Source organism: Streptomyces sp. NRRL WC-3605 (genome assembly GCF_001509795.1).
GTDB classification, from domain to species: Bacteria; Actinomycetota; Actinomycetes; order Streptomycetales; family Streptomycetaceae; genus Streptomyces; species Streptomyces viridochromogenes.
Genome location: NZ_LLZN01000113.1, coordinates 85,226 through 100,469, shown reverse-complemented (window position 1 = coordinate 100,469; position 15,244 = coordinate 85,226). Strand labels below are relative to the sequence as shown.

General features: G+C 72.0%; 13 protein-coding genes. 4 read left to right on the top strand and 9 right to left on the bottom strand.

What is annotated here, in order from left to right:
* Positions 1–21: 21 nt before the first annotated feature.
* From ADL34_RS32935 to hrcA, 4 genes are all read right to left on the bottom strand, one after another.
* Positions 22–768, bottom strand: coding sequence for a 16S rRNA (uracil(1498)-N(3))-methyltransferase (locus ADL34_RS32935; protein WP_062669443.1), 747 nt, complete (start codon positions 766–768; stop codon positions 22–24).
* Positions 765–1,847, bottom strand: a complete 1,083-nt coding sequence (locus ADL34_RS32930) for a nitronate monooxygenase (protein ID WP_062669445.1) — start codon at positions 1,845–1,847, stop codon at positions 765–767. The genes ADL34_RS32935 and ADL34_RS32930 overlap by 4 nt, the downstream gene beginning before the upstream one ends.
* 78 nt (positions 1,848–1,925) lie before the next feature.
* Entirely contained in the window at positions 1,926–3,059 is a 1,134-nt protein-coding gene (dnaJ, locus tag ADL34_RS32925) for a molecular chaperone DnaJ (RefSeq protein ID WP_015660457.1), read from the bottom strand.
* Complete coding sequence (gene hrcA, locus ADL34_RS32920; protein WP_062669491.1) at positions 3,060–4,076, bottom strand: heat-inducible transcriptional repressor HrcA; 1,017 nt, start codon at positions 4,074–4,076, stop codon at positions 3,060–3,062.
* A 166-nt stretch (positions 4,077–4,242) separates the two neighbouring features.
* Here hrcA and ADL34_RS32915 point away from each other — a divergent pair, with 166 nt between their 5' ends.
* Complete coding sequence (locus ADL34_RS32915; RefSeq protein ID WP_062669447.1) at positions 4,243–4,986, top strand: MBL fold metallo-hydrolase; 744 nt, start codon at positions 4,243–4,245, stop codon at positions 4,984–4,986.
* A 31-nt stretch (positions 4,987–5,017) separates the two neighbouring features.
* Positions 5,018–5,830, top strand: coding sequence for a DUF3097 domain-containing protein (locus ADL34_RS32910; RefSeq protein WP_062669448.1), 813 nt, complete (start codon positions 5,018–5,020; stop codon positions 5,828–5,830).
* 3 nt (positions 5,831–5,833) lie between these two features.
* Here ADL34_RS32910 and hemW read toward each other — a convergent pair whose 3' ends face one another.
* Positions 5,834–7,066: a radical SAM family heme chaperone HemW gene (gene hemW / locus ADL34_RS32905; protein WP_062669450.1), complete on the bottom strand. Its 1,233-nt coding sequence runs from the start codon at positions 7,064–7,066 to the stop codon at positions 5,834–5,836.
* A 27-nt stretch (positions 7,067–7,093) separates the two neighbouring features.
* Positions 7,094–9,181 (bottom strand): SpoIIE family protein phosphatase, encoded by a 2,088-nt coding sequence (locus tag ADL34_RS32900; protein WP_062669452.1) that lies wholly within the window; start codon positions 9,179–9,181, stop codon positions 7,094–7,096.
* Positions 9,182–9,421: 240 nt separating this feature from the next.
* On the opposite strand from ADL34_RS32900, the gene ADL34_RS32895 reads away from it, so the two are divergent.
* Positions 9,422–9,997 (top strand): response regulator, encoded by a 576-nt coding sequence (locus tag ADL34_RS32895; protein WP_062669454.1) that lies wholly within the window; start codon positions 9,422–9,424, stop codon positions 9,995–9,997.
* A 75-nt stretch (positions 9,998–10,072) separates the two neighbouring features.
* Here ADL34_RS32895 and ADL34_RS32890 read toward each other — a convergent pair whose 3' ends face one another.
* A complete protein-coding gene (locus tag ADL34_RS32890) occupies positions 10,073–11,947 on the bottom strand; it encodes an AMP-dependent synthetase/ligase (RefSeq protein ID WP_062669456.1) in 1,875 nt (624 codons plus the stop codon).
* A 239-nt stretch (positions 11,948–12,186) separates the two neighbouring features.
* Positions 12,187–14,055 carry a translation elongation factor 4 gene (gene lepA / locus ADL34_RS32885; protein ID WP_062669458.1) on the bottom strand — a complete coding sequence of 623 codons (1,869 nt, stop codon included), beginning with the start codon at positions 14,053–14,055 and terminating at the stop codon, positions 12,187–12,189.
* A gap of 239 nt (positions 14,056–14,294) precedes the next feature.
* Here lepA and rpsT point away from each other — a divergent pair, with 239 nt between their 5' ends.
* Positions 14,295–14,561 carry a 30S ribosomal protein S20 gene (gene rpsT / locus ADL34_RS32880; protein ID WP_053750780.1) on the top strand — a complete coding sequence of 89 codons (267 nt, stop codon included), beginning with the start codon at positions 14,295–14,297 and terminating at the stop codon, positions 14,559–14,561.
* Between the two features lie 277 nt (positions 14,562–14,838).
* Here rpsT and ADL34_RS32875 read toward each other — a convergent pair whose 3' ends face one another.
* On the bottom strand, positions 14,839–15,234 hold the full coding sequence (locus ADL34_RS32875; RefSeq protein ID WP_062669460.1) for a nuclear transport factor 2 family protein: 396 nt from the start codon (positions 15,232–15,234) through the stop codon (positions 14,839–14,841).
* Between the last annotated feature and the right edge of the window lie 10 nt (positions 15,235–15,244).

Below are 15,244 nucleotides of genomic sequence, written 5' to 3'. Positions count from 1 at the left end.
AGCGCATACGGCCACGCCGTGTCAGGACCAGCGGCCGGTGCGCCCCAGCAGCAGCGCCGTCGCCGCGGTCCCGGCGGTGGAGGTGCGCAGCACGGAACGGCCGAGGCGGTAGGCCCGCGCCCCCGCCTCCTCGAACACGGCCAACTCCTCGGGGGAGACGCCGCCTTCGGGTCCGACGACGAGCACCAGGTCGCCCTCGGCGGGCAGTTCGGCGGTCGCCAGCGGCTCGCTGCCGTAGTCCCGGTCCTCGTGCAGGACGGCGGCGAACGCGGCCCCGGCGAGGAGGCCGGCGACCTGCCTGGTCGTGGCCGCGTCCGTGACCTCGGCGAACCGCACCCGACGCGACTGCTTGCCGGCCTCGCGGGCGGTGGCCCGCCACTTGCCGAGGGCCTTCGCGCCGCGCTCGCCCTTCCACTGGGTGATGCAGCGGGCGGCCGCCCACGGCACGATCCGGTCGACACCGGTCTCGGTCATCGTCTCGACGGCCAGTTCGCCCCGGTCGCCCTTGGGCAGGGCCTGCACGACGGTGATCCGCGGCCGGGGCTCGGGCTCCTCCTCGACGGCGCCCAGGTCGACCACCAGCCGGTCCTTGCCCTCGGCGGCGGCGACGACGCCCTCGGCCCAGCGCCCCAGCCCGTCGGTGAGGACGACCTCCTCGCCGGCCCGCAGCCGCTTCACGGACACGGCGTGCCGGCCCTCGGGCCCGTCGAGGACGTACGGCCCGCCGGCGTGCTCCAGGGAGTCGGCGACGAAGACGGGCGCGGTCATCGGGTGGGTCCCTTCGGGTGGGCGGAGAACGCTGTCGAGGCGGCCTCCAGCTCTGCGGCCAGGACCTCCACCAACTGGCCGGCGGGCAGCTCGCGGGCCTGCCGGTGGCCCTGTCCCGCCCACAGCGCCATGCCCTGCGCGTCGCCGGACGCGGCGGCCTTCTTGCGCAGCGGCGCCGTCAGGTGGTGGACCTCGGGGTAGGCGGCGGGCGCGTACGGGCCGTGCTCGCGCAGGAAGCGGTTGACGAGGCCGCGGGCCGGGCGGCCGGAGAAGGCGCGGGTCAGCTCGGTCCGGGTGAACAGCGGGTTGGTGAGCGCCTGCTTGTGCACGGCGTTCGCGCCGGACTCGTGGGTGGCCAGGAAGGCGGTGCCGAGCTGGGCGGCGTCGGCCCCGGCGGCGAGGACGGCGGCGATCTGGCCGCCCCGCATGATGCCCCCGGCCGCGACGACGGGGATGCCCACGGTCTCGCGGATCTGGGAGACGAGGGTGAGCACCCCGAGTCCGGCGCACTCCGCCTCGGGGTTGTCGCGGTGGGTGCCCTGGTGGCCGCCGGCCTCGACGCCCTGGGCGATCACGGCGTCCGCGCCGGCCCGCTCCACGGCGAGGGCCTCGTCCGGGGTGGTGGCGGTGACCAGGGTGAAGGTCCCGGCGCGCCGCAGGGACTCCAGCACGTCGGCGCCCGGCACCCCGAAGTGGAACGAGACGACCGGCACGGGGTTGTCTAGCAGCACGGCGAGCTTGGCGTCGTAGCCGTCGTCCCGGCCGCTGTCGCGGTCCCCCAGCTCGGTCTCGTACCAGGCGGCCTCACCGGCGAGCTGGTGGGCGTAGACGTCCACAGCGGCGGGGTCGGCATACTCCGGCTGGGGCATGAAGAGGTTGACGCCGAACGGGCGCTGGGTCAGGCTCCGCAGCTGCTTGATCTCCTGGTACATGCCGTCGGCGGTCTTGTACCCGGCGGCGAGGAAGCCCAGCCCGCCGGCCTCGGACACGGCAGCGGCGAGCCGCGGCACGGAGACACCGCCCGCCATGGGTGCCTGCACGATCGGGTGAGGCAGGAGATCGGTCAGTGCGGAGGACATGCCCGCATGTTGTCACGTCCTCCGAACAAGTCCGAATCGGCCCTTCCCCTTGCGGCGGAAGGGATCGGGCCGCTCGGGTCACCGTCCGTTGAAGGCGTCCTTCAGCCGCGAGAACAGCCCCTGCTGACCGGGCTGGAACTGGCCCTGGGGCCGCTCCTCGCCGCGCAGCTTGGACAGCTCGCGCAGCAGGCGCTCCTGCTCGGGGTCGAGCTTGGTGGGGGTCTGCACCTCGACGTGCACGATGAGGTCGCCTCGGCCGCCGCCGCGCAGATGGGTCACACCGCGGCCGTGCAGCGGGATCGACTGGCCGGACTGGGTGCCGGGCCGGATGTCGACCTCCTCCATGCCGTCCAGCGTCTCCAGCGGGACCTTGGTGCCGAGCGCCGCCGCCGTCATCGGGATGGTGACGGTGCAGTGCAGGTCGTCGCCGCGCCGCTGGAAGGTGCTGTGCGGCAGTTCGTGGATCTCGACGTACAGGTCGCCGGCGGGACCGCCGCCCGGGCCGACCTCGCCCTCGCCCGCGAGCTGGATGCGGGTGCCGTTGTCGACGCCGGCCGGGATCTTGACGGTGAGGGTGCGGCGGGACCGCACGCGTCCGTCGCCCGCGCACTCCGGGCACGGCGTGGGGACGACGGTGCCGAAGCCCTGGCACTGCGGGCAGGGGCGCGAGGTCATGACCTGGCCCAGGAAGGACCGGGTCACCTGCGACACCTCGCCACGGCCGCGGCACATGTCGCAGGTCTGCGCGGAGGTGCCGGGGGCGGCGCCCTCGCCGTTGCAGGTGTTGCAGACGACGGCCGTGTCGACCTGGATGTCCTTCGTGGTGCCGAAGGCCGCCTCGTCGAGCTCGACCTCCAGCCGGATCATCGCGTCCTGGCCGCGCCGGGTCCGCGAGCGCGGGCCCCGCTGGGACGCGGTGCCGAAGAAGGCGTCCATGATGTCGGAGAAGTTGCCGAAGCCACCGGCGCCGAAGCCGCCCGCGCCGCCGCCCGCCTGGGACAGCGGGTCGCCGCCGAGGTCGTAGACCTGCTTCTTCTGCGGGTCCGACAGCACCTCGTAGGCGGCGTTGATCTCCTTGAACCGCTCCTGGGTCTTCGGGTCCGGGTTGACGTCCGGGTGCAGCTCGCGGGCGAGCCGCCGGAAGGCCTTCTTGATCTCTTCCTGCGACGCGTCGCGACGCACGCCGAGCACGGCGTAGTAGTCCGTGGCCACCTACGACTCCGCCAGGATCTGTCCGACGTAACGTGCCACTGCGCGTACCGCTCCCATCGTTCCCGGGTAATCCATGCGGGTCGGTCCGACCACGCCGAGCTTGGCGACTGCCTCGCCGCCCGAACCGTAGCCCACCGACACGACGGACGTGGAGTTGAGTCCCTCGTAGGCGTTCTCGTGCCCGATGCGCACGGTCATGCCCGAATCCCCCGCCTCTCCCAGCAACTTGAGGAGCACGACCTGCTCCTCCAGGGCTTCGAGCACCGGCTGGATGGTGAGGGGGAAATCATGTGTGAAGCGGGTCAGATTGGCGGTGCCGCCGATCATCAGCCGCTCCTCGTTCTCCTCGACGAGCGTCTCCAGGAGGGTGGAGAGCACGGTCGAGACGGTGCCGCGGTCCTCGACGTCGAACGCATCGGGCAGGTCCTCGACGAGCCGGGGCACGTCGGTGAAGCGCCGGCCTGCGACCCGGCTGTTCAGCCGGGCGCGCAGGTCCGCGAGCGAGGCCTCGCCGACGGGCGCCGGGCAGTCGATCATCCGCTGCTCGACCCGGCCGGTGTCCGTGATCAGCACGAGCATCACGCGCGCGGGCGCGAGCGAGAGCAGCTCGACGTGCCGGACGGTGGACCGGGTCAGCGAGGGGTACTGCACGACGGCGACCTGCCGGGTGAGCTGCGCGAGCAGCCGCACGGTCCGCGCGACGACGTCGTCGAGGTCGACGGCGCCGTCGAGGAAGTTCTGGATGGCGCGCCGCTCGGGCGGTGTCATCGGCTTCACACCGGCGAGCTTGTCCACGAAGAGCCGGTAGCCCTTGTCGGTGGGGATGCGCCCGGCACTGGTGTGCGGCTGCGCGATGTAGCCCTCGTCCTCCAGGGCCGCCATGTCGTTGCGTACGGTCGCCGGGGAGACGCCGAGGCCGTGCCGCTCGGTGAGCGCCTTGGAGCCCACCGGCTCCTCCGTCCCGACGTAGTCCTGGACGATCGCGCGCAGCACCTGGAGCCTGCGTTCACTCAGCATCTCGCGCACACCTCCAGCGGTCGGTCCCCTTGGCGCCGTTCCTGGCACTCTGTCCGTCCGAGTGCCAGCCGTCCCCGGCCAGTGTACGGCGGTGGGGTACACCCCGGGCAAGGCCGGTCGGTTTCGCCGTCGTGCTCCGCGGGGGTGTCTTGGCTAGCGTCGCGGTATGAGGGTGACTTGGGAAGAGCTGGGGTGGGAGCGGTTGGCGGACGGGGTGGGCCGGTGCCGTCTGCCGGGGTGGGACTGCACCGTGGGGCTGGTCGTGGGCGACGGCACCGCCCTGGTCGTCGACGCCGGTTCGAGCCTGGCGGAGGGGGCGCGGGTGCGGACGCAGGCGCAGTGGCTCACGGGTCACCGTGTGACCCATCTCGCGCTGACCCACCCGCACTTCGATCATGTCTTCGGCGCCGCGGCGTTCGCGGGCGCGGAAACCTACGGGCCCGTGGGCGTGGAGACCGTGCTGGAGGGACCGCGGGCGCGCGAGGAGCTGCGCGCGGACGCGGTGCGCCACGGCCTGGACGCGGGCGCGGCGGAGGAGGCGGCGGACGCGCTGGCCGTGCCCCGCCATCCGGTGAGCGGCGAGTGGACGCTGGACCTCGGCGGCGGACGCCAGGTCCTGCTGGCGAATCTGGGTCCGGCGCACACGGCCCACGACCTGGTGGTCCTGGTGCCGGGCCTGCTCCCCGGCGACCCGGAGGTGGTGTTCTGCGGCGACCTGGTGGAGGAGTCGGGTGAACCGCAGGCCGGCCCGGACGCCGTGCCGTCGCGCTGGCCTGCCGCGCTGGACCGCCTCCTCGACCTCGGCGGCGAGCACGCGCTGTACGTGCCAGGTCACGGAGCGGTGGTGGACGCGGAGTTCGTGCGGCGGCAGCGCGACGAGCTGGCCTCCGGATTCGGCGTGTCGCGGTGACCGGGGGACGGGTTCTCCTATCGTCATCCGAATGCGCCAGTACTCCCCGGATCTGACCCCGCCCTGGAAGAAGTCCACGTCCGTCCCCGAGGTCCCGGCGGAGCCGGGGCTGGTGGTCGAGGAGCCCGGCACGGGCTTCTGCGGCGCGGTGATCCGCTGCGAGGCGGGCACGGTCACCCTGGAGGACCGCTTCGGCAAGCACCGGGTCTTCCCCATGGAGCCCCGGGGCTTCCTGCTGGAGGGCCGCGTGGTGACCCTGGTGAAGCCGGCCGCGGGCCCGGTGCGCCCGACGCGTACGGCGTCCGGGTCGGTGGCCGTCCCGGGCGCGCGGGCACGGGTGGCCCGCGCCGGGCGCATCTACGTGGAGGGCCGGCACGACGCCGAGCTGGTCGAGAAGGTGTGGGGCGACGACCTGCGCGTCGAGGGTGTGGTCGTGGAGTACCTGGAGGGCGTCGATGACCTGCCGGCGATCGTCGACGAGTTCGCGCCGGGCCCCGACGCGCGACTGGGCGTCCTGGTGGACCACCTGGTGCCCGGCTCGAAGGAGTGGCGGATCGCACAGGCGGTGACGAGTGAGCACGCGCTGGTCGTCGGCCACCCGTACATCGACGTCTGGGAGGCCGTGAAGCCCTCGTCCCTGGGCATCGAGGCGTGGCCCCGGGTGCCGCACGGGCAGGACTGGAAGCAGGGCGTCTGCCGGGCGCTGGGCTGGCCGGCGGACAACACCGGCGCGGTGTGGCAGGCGATCCTGAAGCGGGTCGGCTCCTACAGGGACCTGGAGCCGGAGCTGCTGGGGCGCGTGGAGGAGCTGATCGACTTCGTCACGGCCGGCGGTGGGGACTGACGATCAGTCCACCAGGTCCCTGACCACCGCGTCCGCGAGCAGGCGTCCGCGCAGGGTCAGCACCGCGCGCCCCTCGTCGTACGGCCCCTGCTCCAGCAGTCCTTCGGACAGGGCGCGGCGGGACGCGCGCAGGCCGTCCTCGCGCAGCAGCTCCAGCGGTACCCCCTCGCGCAGGCGCAGCTCCAGCAGGATGCGCTCGACGCGCCGGTCCTCGTCGGTGAGGAGTTCACGGCCGGCCCCCGGTGAGCGTCCCTCCGCGAGCGCCGCCGCGTAGGCGCCGGGGTGCTTGACGTTCCACCAGCGCACCCCGCCGACGTGGGAGTGGGCGCCCGGTCCCGCGCCCCACCAGTCGGCGCCGCGCCAGTACAGCTCGTTGTGCAGGCAGCGGCCGGCCTCGGTGGTGGCCCAGTTGGACACCTCGTACCAGTCGTAGCCCGCCTCGGACAGGACGGACTCGGCGATCAGATAGCGGTCGGCGTGGACGTCGTCGTCGGTCATCGGGACCTCGCCCCGGCGGATGCGCCGGGCCAGCTGGGTGCCCTCCTCGACGATCAGCGCGTACGCCGACACATGGTCGGGCCCGGCGCCGATCGCCGCTTCCAGGGACGCCCGCCAGTCGTCGTCGGACTCCCCCGGGGTGCCGTAGATCAGGTCGAGGTTCACATGATCGAAGCCGGCCGCGCGGGCCTCGGCGACGCACGCCTCGGGACGGCCGGGGGTGTGGGTGCGGTCCAGGACCTTCAGGACGTGCTGCCGCGCGCTCTGCATGCCGAAGGAGATCCGGTTGAAGCCGCCCTCGCGGAGCGTGGCCAGGTAGGCGGGGTCGACCGACTCCGGGTTGGCCTCCGTGGTGATCTCGGCGTCCGGCGCCAGCCCGAACTCGTCGCGGATGGCGCCGAGCATCCGCACGAGGTCGCCGGCGGCCAGCAGGGTGGGCGTACCGCCGCCGACGAACACGGTGCGGACCTCGCGCGGGTCGTCGCCGAGCACCTTGCGCGCCAGGCGGATCTCGTCGACGAGGGTCCCGGCGTAGTTGTCGCGGGACGCCAGGACGCCGCCGCTGCCGCGCAGCTCGGTCGCCGTGTAGGTGTTGAAGTCGCAGTAGCCGCAGCGGGTCGCGCAGTACGGGACGTGCAGATAAAAGCCGAGGGGGCGGTCGGCCGCGCCGGTGAGCGCGTGCGGGGGCAGCGCGCCGTCGGCGGGGACGGGCTCGCCGTCGGGGAGTGCGGAGGGCATGGGCTCCATTGTCCCGCACCGCGCGGGCTACACCGCCTGGAGCACCAGCAGCGCGAGATCGTCCTCCGGCGGGCGCCCGCCGAACTCGTGCACGAGCCTGCGGATGCGTTCCGCGATGAGGTCGGCGTTCAGGCCCGCGCAGCCGGCCAGCGCGGTCGCGAGCCCGTCGCCGTCGTCGAACTGGCGGGAGCCGCTGCGCCGCTCCGTCACCCCGTCCGTCACACAGAGCAAGGTGTCGCCGGAGCGCAGCTCGAAGGTCTCGCTGGTGTAGGTGGCGTCCTCGAACACCCCGAGCAGGGTCTGCGGCTGGGCGGCCGTGAGGACCTCGCCGTCCGCGCCGAGCAGGAGGGGCAGCGGGTGCCCGGCGGAGGCGAGCGTGCAGCGGACGCCGCCGTCGAACGGGGTCAGCTCGCCGTACAGGAGGGACAGGAAGCGGGTCTGCGGGCCGTCACCGGGGGCGACGGGTCCGACGAGGGCGCGGGCGGCGGCGTCGGCGGCCTCGGTGGCGTCGTCGAGGAGAAGCTGGTTGAGGCGGTCGAGGACATCGGCGACGCGGTAGCCCTCCCGGGCGAGGAGCCGCAGCCAGGGGCGGGCGATGCCGATCACCACGGCCGCCTCGGGCCCCTTGCCCTGCACGTCGCCGATGGTGAAGCACCAGCGGCCGTCTCCGGCCGGGAAGAGGTCGTAGAAGTCGCCGCTCGGGCCGCCCTTGTCGCACGGCTCGTACACCAGCGCGCTGGCGACACCGGGGATCTCGGCGACGGCGCCGGGCAGCAGGCCGCGCTGGAGCACCCGGCTGATGGTGGCCTGCCGGGCGTACTGGCGGGCCGCGCCGATGGCGAGGGCCACCCGCCGGCCCAGATCCTCCACGAGCCCGGTGATCTCGTCGGGGAAGCTCGTCACACCGGCCCGCCCGATGACCAGCGTGCCGAGCGGGCGGCCCCCGGCGACCAGGCGGTAGGCGAGCGCGGTGCCCCGGGCGCCGTGCTCGCCGAGCGCCGCGCTCGGCCAGGGATGGGTGACGGGCCCGGTGAGGTGGTCGTCGGCCGGGCGCGGGGGCTCCTTCTCCAGGACGCGGCGCAGATCCTCGATGTGGGTCTCCGAGGCGTGCCAGACGCGGGCCAGGCGGGGGCCGGTGCCGTCCGCCGGGCCGCTCTCGCCGGGCCCGTGGTGTCCCCAGCGCCCGGCGACCTCGTCCTCCAGCCACACCGCGCACCAGTCGGCGAGGCGCGGCACGATCAGCTGGCCGGCGAGCGCGGCGACCAGGTTCTCGTCGAGCTGCCCGGCGAGCAGGTCGGACGCCTCGGCGAGGAAGGAGAGGGCGCCCCGGTTGAGCCAGTCCCGCTCCCGCTCCCCGCGGTGGGGGTGCTCCCCCGCCGTGTCGGGCGGCGCGGACGGGGGCGGCTCCGGCGCGAGGATCTCGGCGACGCGCAACCCGCCGTCCGGCCCGTGCTCACGGCCGTGGGGGCGCGGGCCGTCCGCGTGCGCCTGGTCCTCGGGGGGCAGCCGGGCCCACACGGTCTTGGCCCCGGTGCGGTAGGTGACGCCCCAGGACTCGGCGAGCCGGGCCACCAGGCGCAGTCCGCGCCCGTGCTCGGGGGTGTCGTACGGGCCCTCGGCCTCCGTGTCGCGCGGGGCGCGCGAGGGGTGGTGGTCCAGGACCTCGACGACCAGGGCACCGGTGTCCGGCTCCAGCCGGCAGGTCAGCCGGACGTCCGTGCCGGCGTGCACGACGGCGTTGGTGACGAGCTCGCTGACGGCCAGGACGGCGTCCTGGATCTGCCGCTCCTGGATGCGGTCGGCGCCGGGGAGGCCGGAGGACGCCCACTCGGTCAGGGCGGTGCGCACGAGGGTGCGGGCGGCGCCCGGGGAGAGGGGGCTGCCCGGGAGGAGTGCGCGGCTCTCCAGGGGCGGGCCGGTCGGCGCGGGGGCGTCCGGTGAGTGCGCGGGCGCGTCCGTCTGCTGCGCGGGCGCGACGCCGTGCGGGCCTGCGTGCTCCGGCGCACTCGGGGCGTGCGCGGGCGTGTCCTGGGGGCACGGGGGCGCGTCCTCCGCGTGCGCAGGCGCGCCGGAGGCACGGGTGACGGTCTCCCGTTGCACCGGAATGGCCCCCATGGACAGCTCCCCGAGCAGTTCGAACGAATACGCCTCAGCCGACGCCGACAGAGTGACAGACTGGCCCCGCCCATAAGCACCGAGTTACCGAAGTGCGCCGCCATGAGTGAGAACCGTGCTACGCCTCTGCTCGAAGACGGACCGAATGAGGGCCGAACTCGAGCGGCGGAGCCGCGTCGGCGCGGCCGGGGCCCCCGGGGGGAAGAGGTCTCGGCACCATCACCGAATGAGGCTTTTCCCATGATCGCTGAGGCAACGGCCGACGAGCGTGCCGGCATCCTTCTGGTCGACGACATGGAGGACAACCTGATCGCCCTGGAGGCCGTGCTCGGGTCCCTCGACGAGCCCCTCGTCCGGGCGCGGTCGGGTGAGGAGGCGATGGAGGCGCTGCTGCGGCAGCCGTTCGCCGTGATACTGCTCGATGTCCGGATGCCGGGCATGGACGGGTTCGAGACCGCCGCGAACATCAAGCGGCTCGACCAGGCGAAGGACGTCCCGATCATCTTCCTGACCGGCGCGGACGACGACCCCGGCTTCGCGTTCCGCGGCTACGCGACGGGGGCCGCCGACTATCTGGCGAAGCCGTTCGACCCATGGGTGCTGCGCGCCAAGGTCCGCGTGTTCCTGGAGCTGCACCGCAAGAACCAGCAGCTGGCCCGGCTGCTGGCGCGCAGGCCGCCGCGCGGCACGGAGTTCCTCATACGCCTGGACGCCCTGGCGCGGGACCTGGACCGGGAGGACCCCCCGGACACCGCGACGCTGCGCGACCGGGTCCGGGAGCTGCGGGAGCTGGCCGGCGGGCCGCACGGCTCCTGACCCCGGCGCACACGAGGACCGCACACATACGCGAGGACCGCACGGCACAGGCCGTACGGTCCTCCGCGGGAAGGGTCAGGCCTCCCGCGTCCCCGCGTACATCTCCTCGATGAGGTCCTTGTACTCGCGCTCCACGACGGGGCGCTTCAGCTTCAGGCTCGGCGTGATCTCGCCGTGCTCCACGTCGAGGTCGCGCGGCAGCAGCCGGAACTTCTTGATCGTCTGCCACTTCTGCAGCCCGGCGTTGAGCTGCTGCACGTAGGCGTCGACCATGGCGACGGTCTGCGGCGCGGCCACGATCTCGGCGTACGGCTTGCCGGCGAGCCCGTTCTCCTCGGCCCACGCCTGCAGGGCGATCTCGTCGAGCGCGATCAGCGCGGTGCAGAAGTTCCGGTCGGCGCCGTGCACCAGGATGTTCGAGACGTAGGGGCACACGGCCTTGAACTGGCCCTCGACCTCGGCGGGCGCGATGTACTTGCCGCCGGACGTCTTGATGAGGTCCTTCTTGCGGTCGGTGATGCGCAGGTAGCCGTCCGGGGACAGCTCGCCGATGTCACCGGTGTGGAACCAGCCGTCGGCCTCCAGGACCTCGGCGGTCTTCTCGGGCAGCCCGTGATAGCCCTCCATGATGCCGGGACCGCGCAGCAGGATCTCGCCGTCCTCGGCGATCCGGACCTCGGTGCCGGGCAGCGGCTTGCCGACCGTGCCGGTGCGGTAGGCCTCGCCGGGGTTCACGAAGGACGCGGCGGAGGACTCGGTGAGGCCGTAGCCCTCCAGGATGTGGATGCCGGCGCCGGCGAAGAAGTAGCCGATCTCCGGGGCGAGCGCGGCGCTGCCCGAGACGCAGGCGCGCAGGTTGCCGCCGAAGGCCTCCCGGATCTTGGCGTACACGAGTGTGTCGGCGACCTTGTGCTTGGTGGCCAGGCCGAAGGGGGCGGAGTGGGTGCCGGTGCGCCGGAAGTTGTCCTGGGTGACCTTCGCGTACTCGCGGGCGACCCCGGCCGCCCACTGGAAGATCTTGTACTTGGCCCCGCCGCCCGCGCGGGCCTTGGCGGCGACCCCGTTGTAGACCTTCTCGAAGATGCGCGGCACGGCGGCCATGTAGGTCGGCTTCACGACCGGCAGGTTCTCGATGATCTTGTCCACGCGGCCGTCGACGGCGGTGACGTGCCCGACCTCGATCTGGCCGGAGGTGAGCACCTTGCCGAAGACGTGCGCGAGCGGCAGCCACAGGTACTGCACGTCGTCCCCGCTGACCAGGCCGGTCGCGGCGATCGCCTTCGCCATGTACGACCAGTTGTCGTGCGGCAGGCGCACGCCCTTGGGGCGGCCGGTGGTGCCGGAGGTGTAGATCAGGGTGGCGAGCTGGTCCTTGGTGATCGCGCCGACCCGCTGCTTGATCAGCCCGGGCTCCTTCTCCAGCCGGGCCGCGCCGCGGGCCTCCAGCTCGGCGAGGCCGATCACCCAGTCGTCGGTCTCCACACCGGCCGTGTCGATCACGACCACCTGGAGGAGCTGCGGCAGTTCGGCGCGCTTCTCGCGTGCCTTGGCGACCTGCGCGGCGTCCTCGGCGATCAGCACCCGGCTGTCGGAGTCGGCGAGGATGAACGCCGACTCCTCGGCGTTGGTCTGCGGGTACACGGTGGTGGTGGCCGCGCCGGCGCACATGATGCCCAGGTCGGCGAGGATCCACTCGATCCGCGTGGAGGAGGCGAGCGCCACCCGCTCCTCGGGCTGCACACCCAGCTCGATGAGGCCGGCCGCGATGGAGTGCACGCGCTCGGCGGCCTGCGCCCAGCTCAGCGACCTCCAGTCGTCCGGGCCCTCCCCGGATGCCGGCGGTGTGGGATAGCGGTACGCCTCGGCGTCCGGCGTGGCGGCCACGCGCTCCAGAAAGAGGGTCGCCACGCTCGGCGGACGGTTCTCGATCAGTGTCTGTGTGTCGCTCACGACATCCTCCGGGGGCCCCGCGACGGTGCGGCTGGTTCCACGTTCGACTCGCGTTGTTTAACTCGCGAGTAACTATCGAGCAGGCATCAGGTTAAGGGTCGACAGCCCCCCGCGTAAGAGCCTGCGCCCTGTCACTTCCTCCGAATGGTCACGACCCGCACACAGAAGGGTCCGTCGCGCTTTCGCACGACGGACCCCCCGATGCGGCGATTTGCCGGGTCACACAGGGTTACCCGTGGTCACTTCTTGCCCTTGCCCGACCCCGCGCTGTCATCGCTGCTCAGCACCGCGATGAAGGCTTCCTGGGGAACCTCCACGGAACCCACCATCTTCATCCGCTTCTTGCCTTCCTTCTGCTTCTCCAGCAGCTTGCGCTTCCGGGAGATGTCACCGCCGTAGCACTTGGCGAGAACGTCCTTGCGGATGGCGCGGATCGTCTCGCGGGCGATCACCCGGGAGCCGATGGCGGCCTGGATCGGCACCTCGAATGCCTGCCGCGGGATCAGCTCGCGCAGCTTGGCGACGAGCCGCACCCCGTACGCGTACGCGGCGTCCTTGTGGGTGATCGCCGAGAAGGCGTCCACCTTGTCGCCGTGCAGCAGGATGTCGACCTTGACCAGGCTGGACGTCTGCTCGCCGGTGGGCTCGTAGTCCAGGGACGCGTAGCCGCGCGTCTTGGACTTCAGCTGGTCGAAGAAGTCGAAGACGATCTCGGCGAGCGGGAGCGTGTAGCGGATCTCGACGCGGTCCTCGGATAGGTAGTCCATGCCGAGCAGGGTGCCGCGCCGGGTCTGGCACAGCTCCATGATCGAGCCGATGAACTCGGTCGGCGCGAGGATCGTGGCGCGTACGACCGGCTCGTACACCTCGTTGATCTTGCCCTCGGGGAACTCGCTCGGGTTGGTGACGGTGTGCTCGGTGCCGTCCTCCATCACCACCCGGTAGACCACGTTCGGCGCGGTGGCGATCAGGTCGAGGCCGAACTCGCGCTCCAGCCGCTCCCGGATCACGTCCAGGTGCAGCAGCCCGAGGAAGCCGACGCGGAAACCGAAGCCGAGGGCGGCCGAGGTCTCCGGCTCGTAGACCAGGGCGGCGTCGTTGAGCTGGAGCTTGTCCAGGGCCTCGCGCAGCTCCGGGTAGTCCGAGCCGTCCAGCGGGTACAGGCCGGAGAAGACCATGGGCTTGGGGTCCTTGTAGCCCCCGAGCGCCTCCGTGGCCCCCTTCTGCTGGCTGGTGACGGTGTCACCGACCTTGGACTGGCGGACGTCCTTCACACCGGTGATGAGGTAGCCCACCTCACCGACGCCCAGGCCGTCGGCCCCGAGCATCTCGGGCGAGTTCGTCCCGATCTCCAGCAGCTCGTGGGTGGCGCCGGTCGACATCATCCTGATGCGCTCGCGCTTGTTGAGCTGGCCGTCGATGACACGGACGTACGTCACGACACCGCGGTAGGAGTCGTAGACCGAGTCGAAGATCATCGCGCGGGCGGGGGCGTCCGCGACACCGACCGGCGCCGGGACCTCCTTGACCACCTTGTCGAGCAGCGCGTCGACGCCGACGCCGGTCTTCGCGGAGACCCGGAGCACGTCGTCGGGGTCGCAGCCGACCAGGTTGGCGAGCTCCTCGGCGAACTTCTCGGGCTGCGCGGCCGGCAGGTCGATCTTGTTCAGCACGGGGATGATCGTGAGGTCGTTCTCCATCGCCAGGTAGAGGTTGGCGAGGGTCTGCGCCTCGATGCCCTGGGCTGCGTCGACGAGGAGGATGGTCCCCTCGCAGGCGGCGAGCGACCGCGAGACCTCGTAGGTGAAGTCGACGTGCCCCGGGGTGTCGATCATGTTGAGGATGTGCGTGTTGCCGGGTTCGTGGGTGGGAGCCCACGGCAGACGCACCGCCTGGGACTTGATCGTGATGCCGCGCTCGCGCTCGATGTCCATCCGGTCGAGGTACTGAGCACGCATCTGCCGCTGCTCGACCACACCGGTCAGCTGGAGCATCCGGTCGGCGAGTGTGGACTTGCCGTGGTCGATGTGCGCGATGATGCAGAAATTGCGGATCAGAGCCGGGTCGGTACGGCTCGGCTCGGGCACATTGTTAGGGGTCGCGGGCACGCAGGGTCCTGTCTCTTGAGGCGCCTTATGCCTCGGGTCGGATCGATACGTAGGTTCCATGGTCCCATGGGCGGCGACCTGGAGCGGGTTTGGGCCATTCTTCGGCCCACTGGTAGCCTGGGTGGCTGTGTCTCATGCCCTCTCAGCGCGAGGCACACCTTCAAGAAATCACCTGGCACGGGACCGGTCTCCGCTTCGGGAGGCTCCTGGCCCGTGCCTGAACCTGAAAAGGCTCATTCGTGGCGAACATCAAGTCCCAGATCAAGCGGATCAAGACCAACGAGAAGGCCCGGCTGCGCAACAAGGCCGTCAAGTCCTCCCTGAAGACCGCGATCCGCAAGGCCCGCGAGGCCGCTGCCGCGGGTGACGTCGAGAAGGCCACCGAGTACCAGCGCGCTGCCGCGCGTCAGCTCGACAAGGCCGTCTCCAAGGGCGTCATCCACAAGAACCAGGCCGCCAACAAGAAGTCGGCGCTTGCTTCGAAGGTCGCGACCCTCAAGGGCTGACACCTCTCTGATCTGACCGCCGGAGGGAATCGAGCGGGCCCTCTCTCATCCGCTCCCGTCCGGCACCCCCGGATCCGCACGCGGCCTGCGTTCGCCACGCGGGTGCGGATCCAGCAGCTCGATCCGAAGGCCCCGGCGCCCACCCTTCCCCAGGGCGGGCGGCGGGGCCTTCGGCATGCCAGGGGGGCGGCTCTTCGGAGTGGGTCGGCTTCCTCGGAGTGCGTCGCCCCCCGGAGCGGGTCGGCTTCCTCGGAGCGGGTCGGCCTTCTCCAAGCGGTCAGCCCCAGAAGTCGTCGGCCATGTCGATGTCCGCGACGCACTCGTCGAGGTCGGTGATCTTCTCTCCGACGATCCGGAAGACGATGCATCCGTTCTGGTCGATGTGCTTGCCGCCCCGGTCGGCGGTGAAGTGGTGCGCGGACACGGCGTGCCCTCGTCCGTCGACGAACACGTCCCTCAGCTCCACCCGGAACGATCCGCCGGTCTCCGACCTCAGCCGGCCGTAGTAGTCGAAGATCGCGTCGAGCCCCTTGTGGTCCCCGGATAGCGCGTGCGAACCGGGCACATGGTTGGTGCAGTCCCCGGTCATCATGCCGCGCAGGGTCTCCATGTCCCCGCGCTGGAACGCCGCGTACCCCTCACGGACGAGAGCCGCGTGCGGATGCTCAGCCATCGTGATCGCC

Bases quoted from the DNA above. Each gene is read 5' to 3' on its own strand.
- ADL34_RS32910 (WP_062669448.1), top strand. From the start codon at position 5,018: ATGCGCCAGTACTCCCCGGATCTGACCCCGCCCTGGAAGAAGTCCACG.
- hemW (WP_062669450.1), bottom strand. From the start codon at position 7,066: ATGCCCTCCGCACTCCCCGACGGCGAGCCCGTCCCCGCCGACGGCGCG.
- ADL34_RS32895 (WP_062669454.1), top strand. From the start codon at position 9,422: ATGATCGCTGAGGCAACGGCCGACGAGCGTGCCGGCATCCTTCTGGTC.
- hrcA (WP_062669491.1), bottom strand. From the start codon at position 4,076: ATGCTGAGTGAACGCAGGCTCCAGGTGCTGCGCGCGATCGTCCAGGAC.
- ADL34_RS32900 (WP_062669452.1), bottom strand. From the start codon at position 9,181: ATGGGGGCCATTCCGGTGCAACGGGAGACCGTCACCCGTGCCTCCGGC.
- ADL34_RS32930 (WP_062669445.1), bottom strand. From the start codon at position 1,847: ATGTCCTCCGCACTGACCGATCTCCTGCCTCACCCGATCGTGCAGGCA.
- ADL34_RS32915 (WP_062669447.1), top strand. From the start codon at position 4,243: ATGAGGGTGACTTGGGAAGAGCTGGGGTGGGAGCGGTTGGCGGACGGG.
- ADL34_RS32875 (WP_062669460.1), bottom strand. From the start codon at position 15,234: ATGGCTGAGCATCCGCACGCGGCTCTCGTCCGTGAGGGGTACGCGGCG.
- ADL34_RS32935 (WP_062669443.1), bottom strand. From the start codon at position 768: ATGACCGCGCCCGTCTTCGTCGCCGACTCCCTGGAGCACGCCGGCGGG.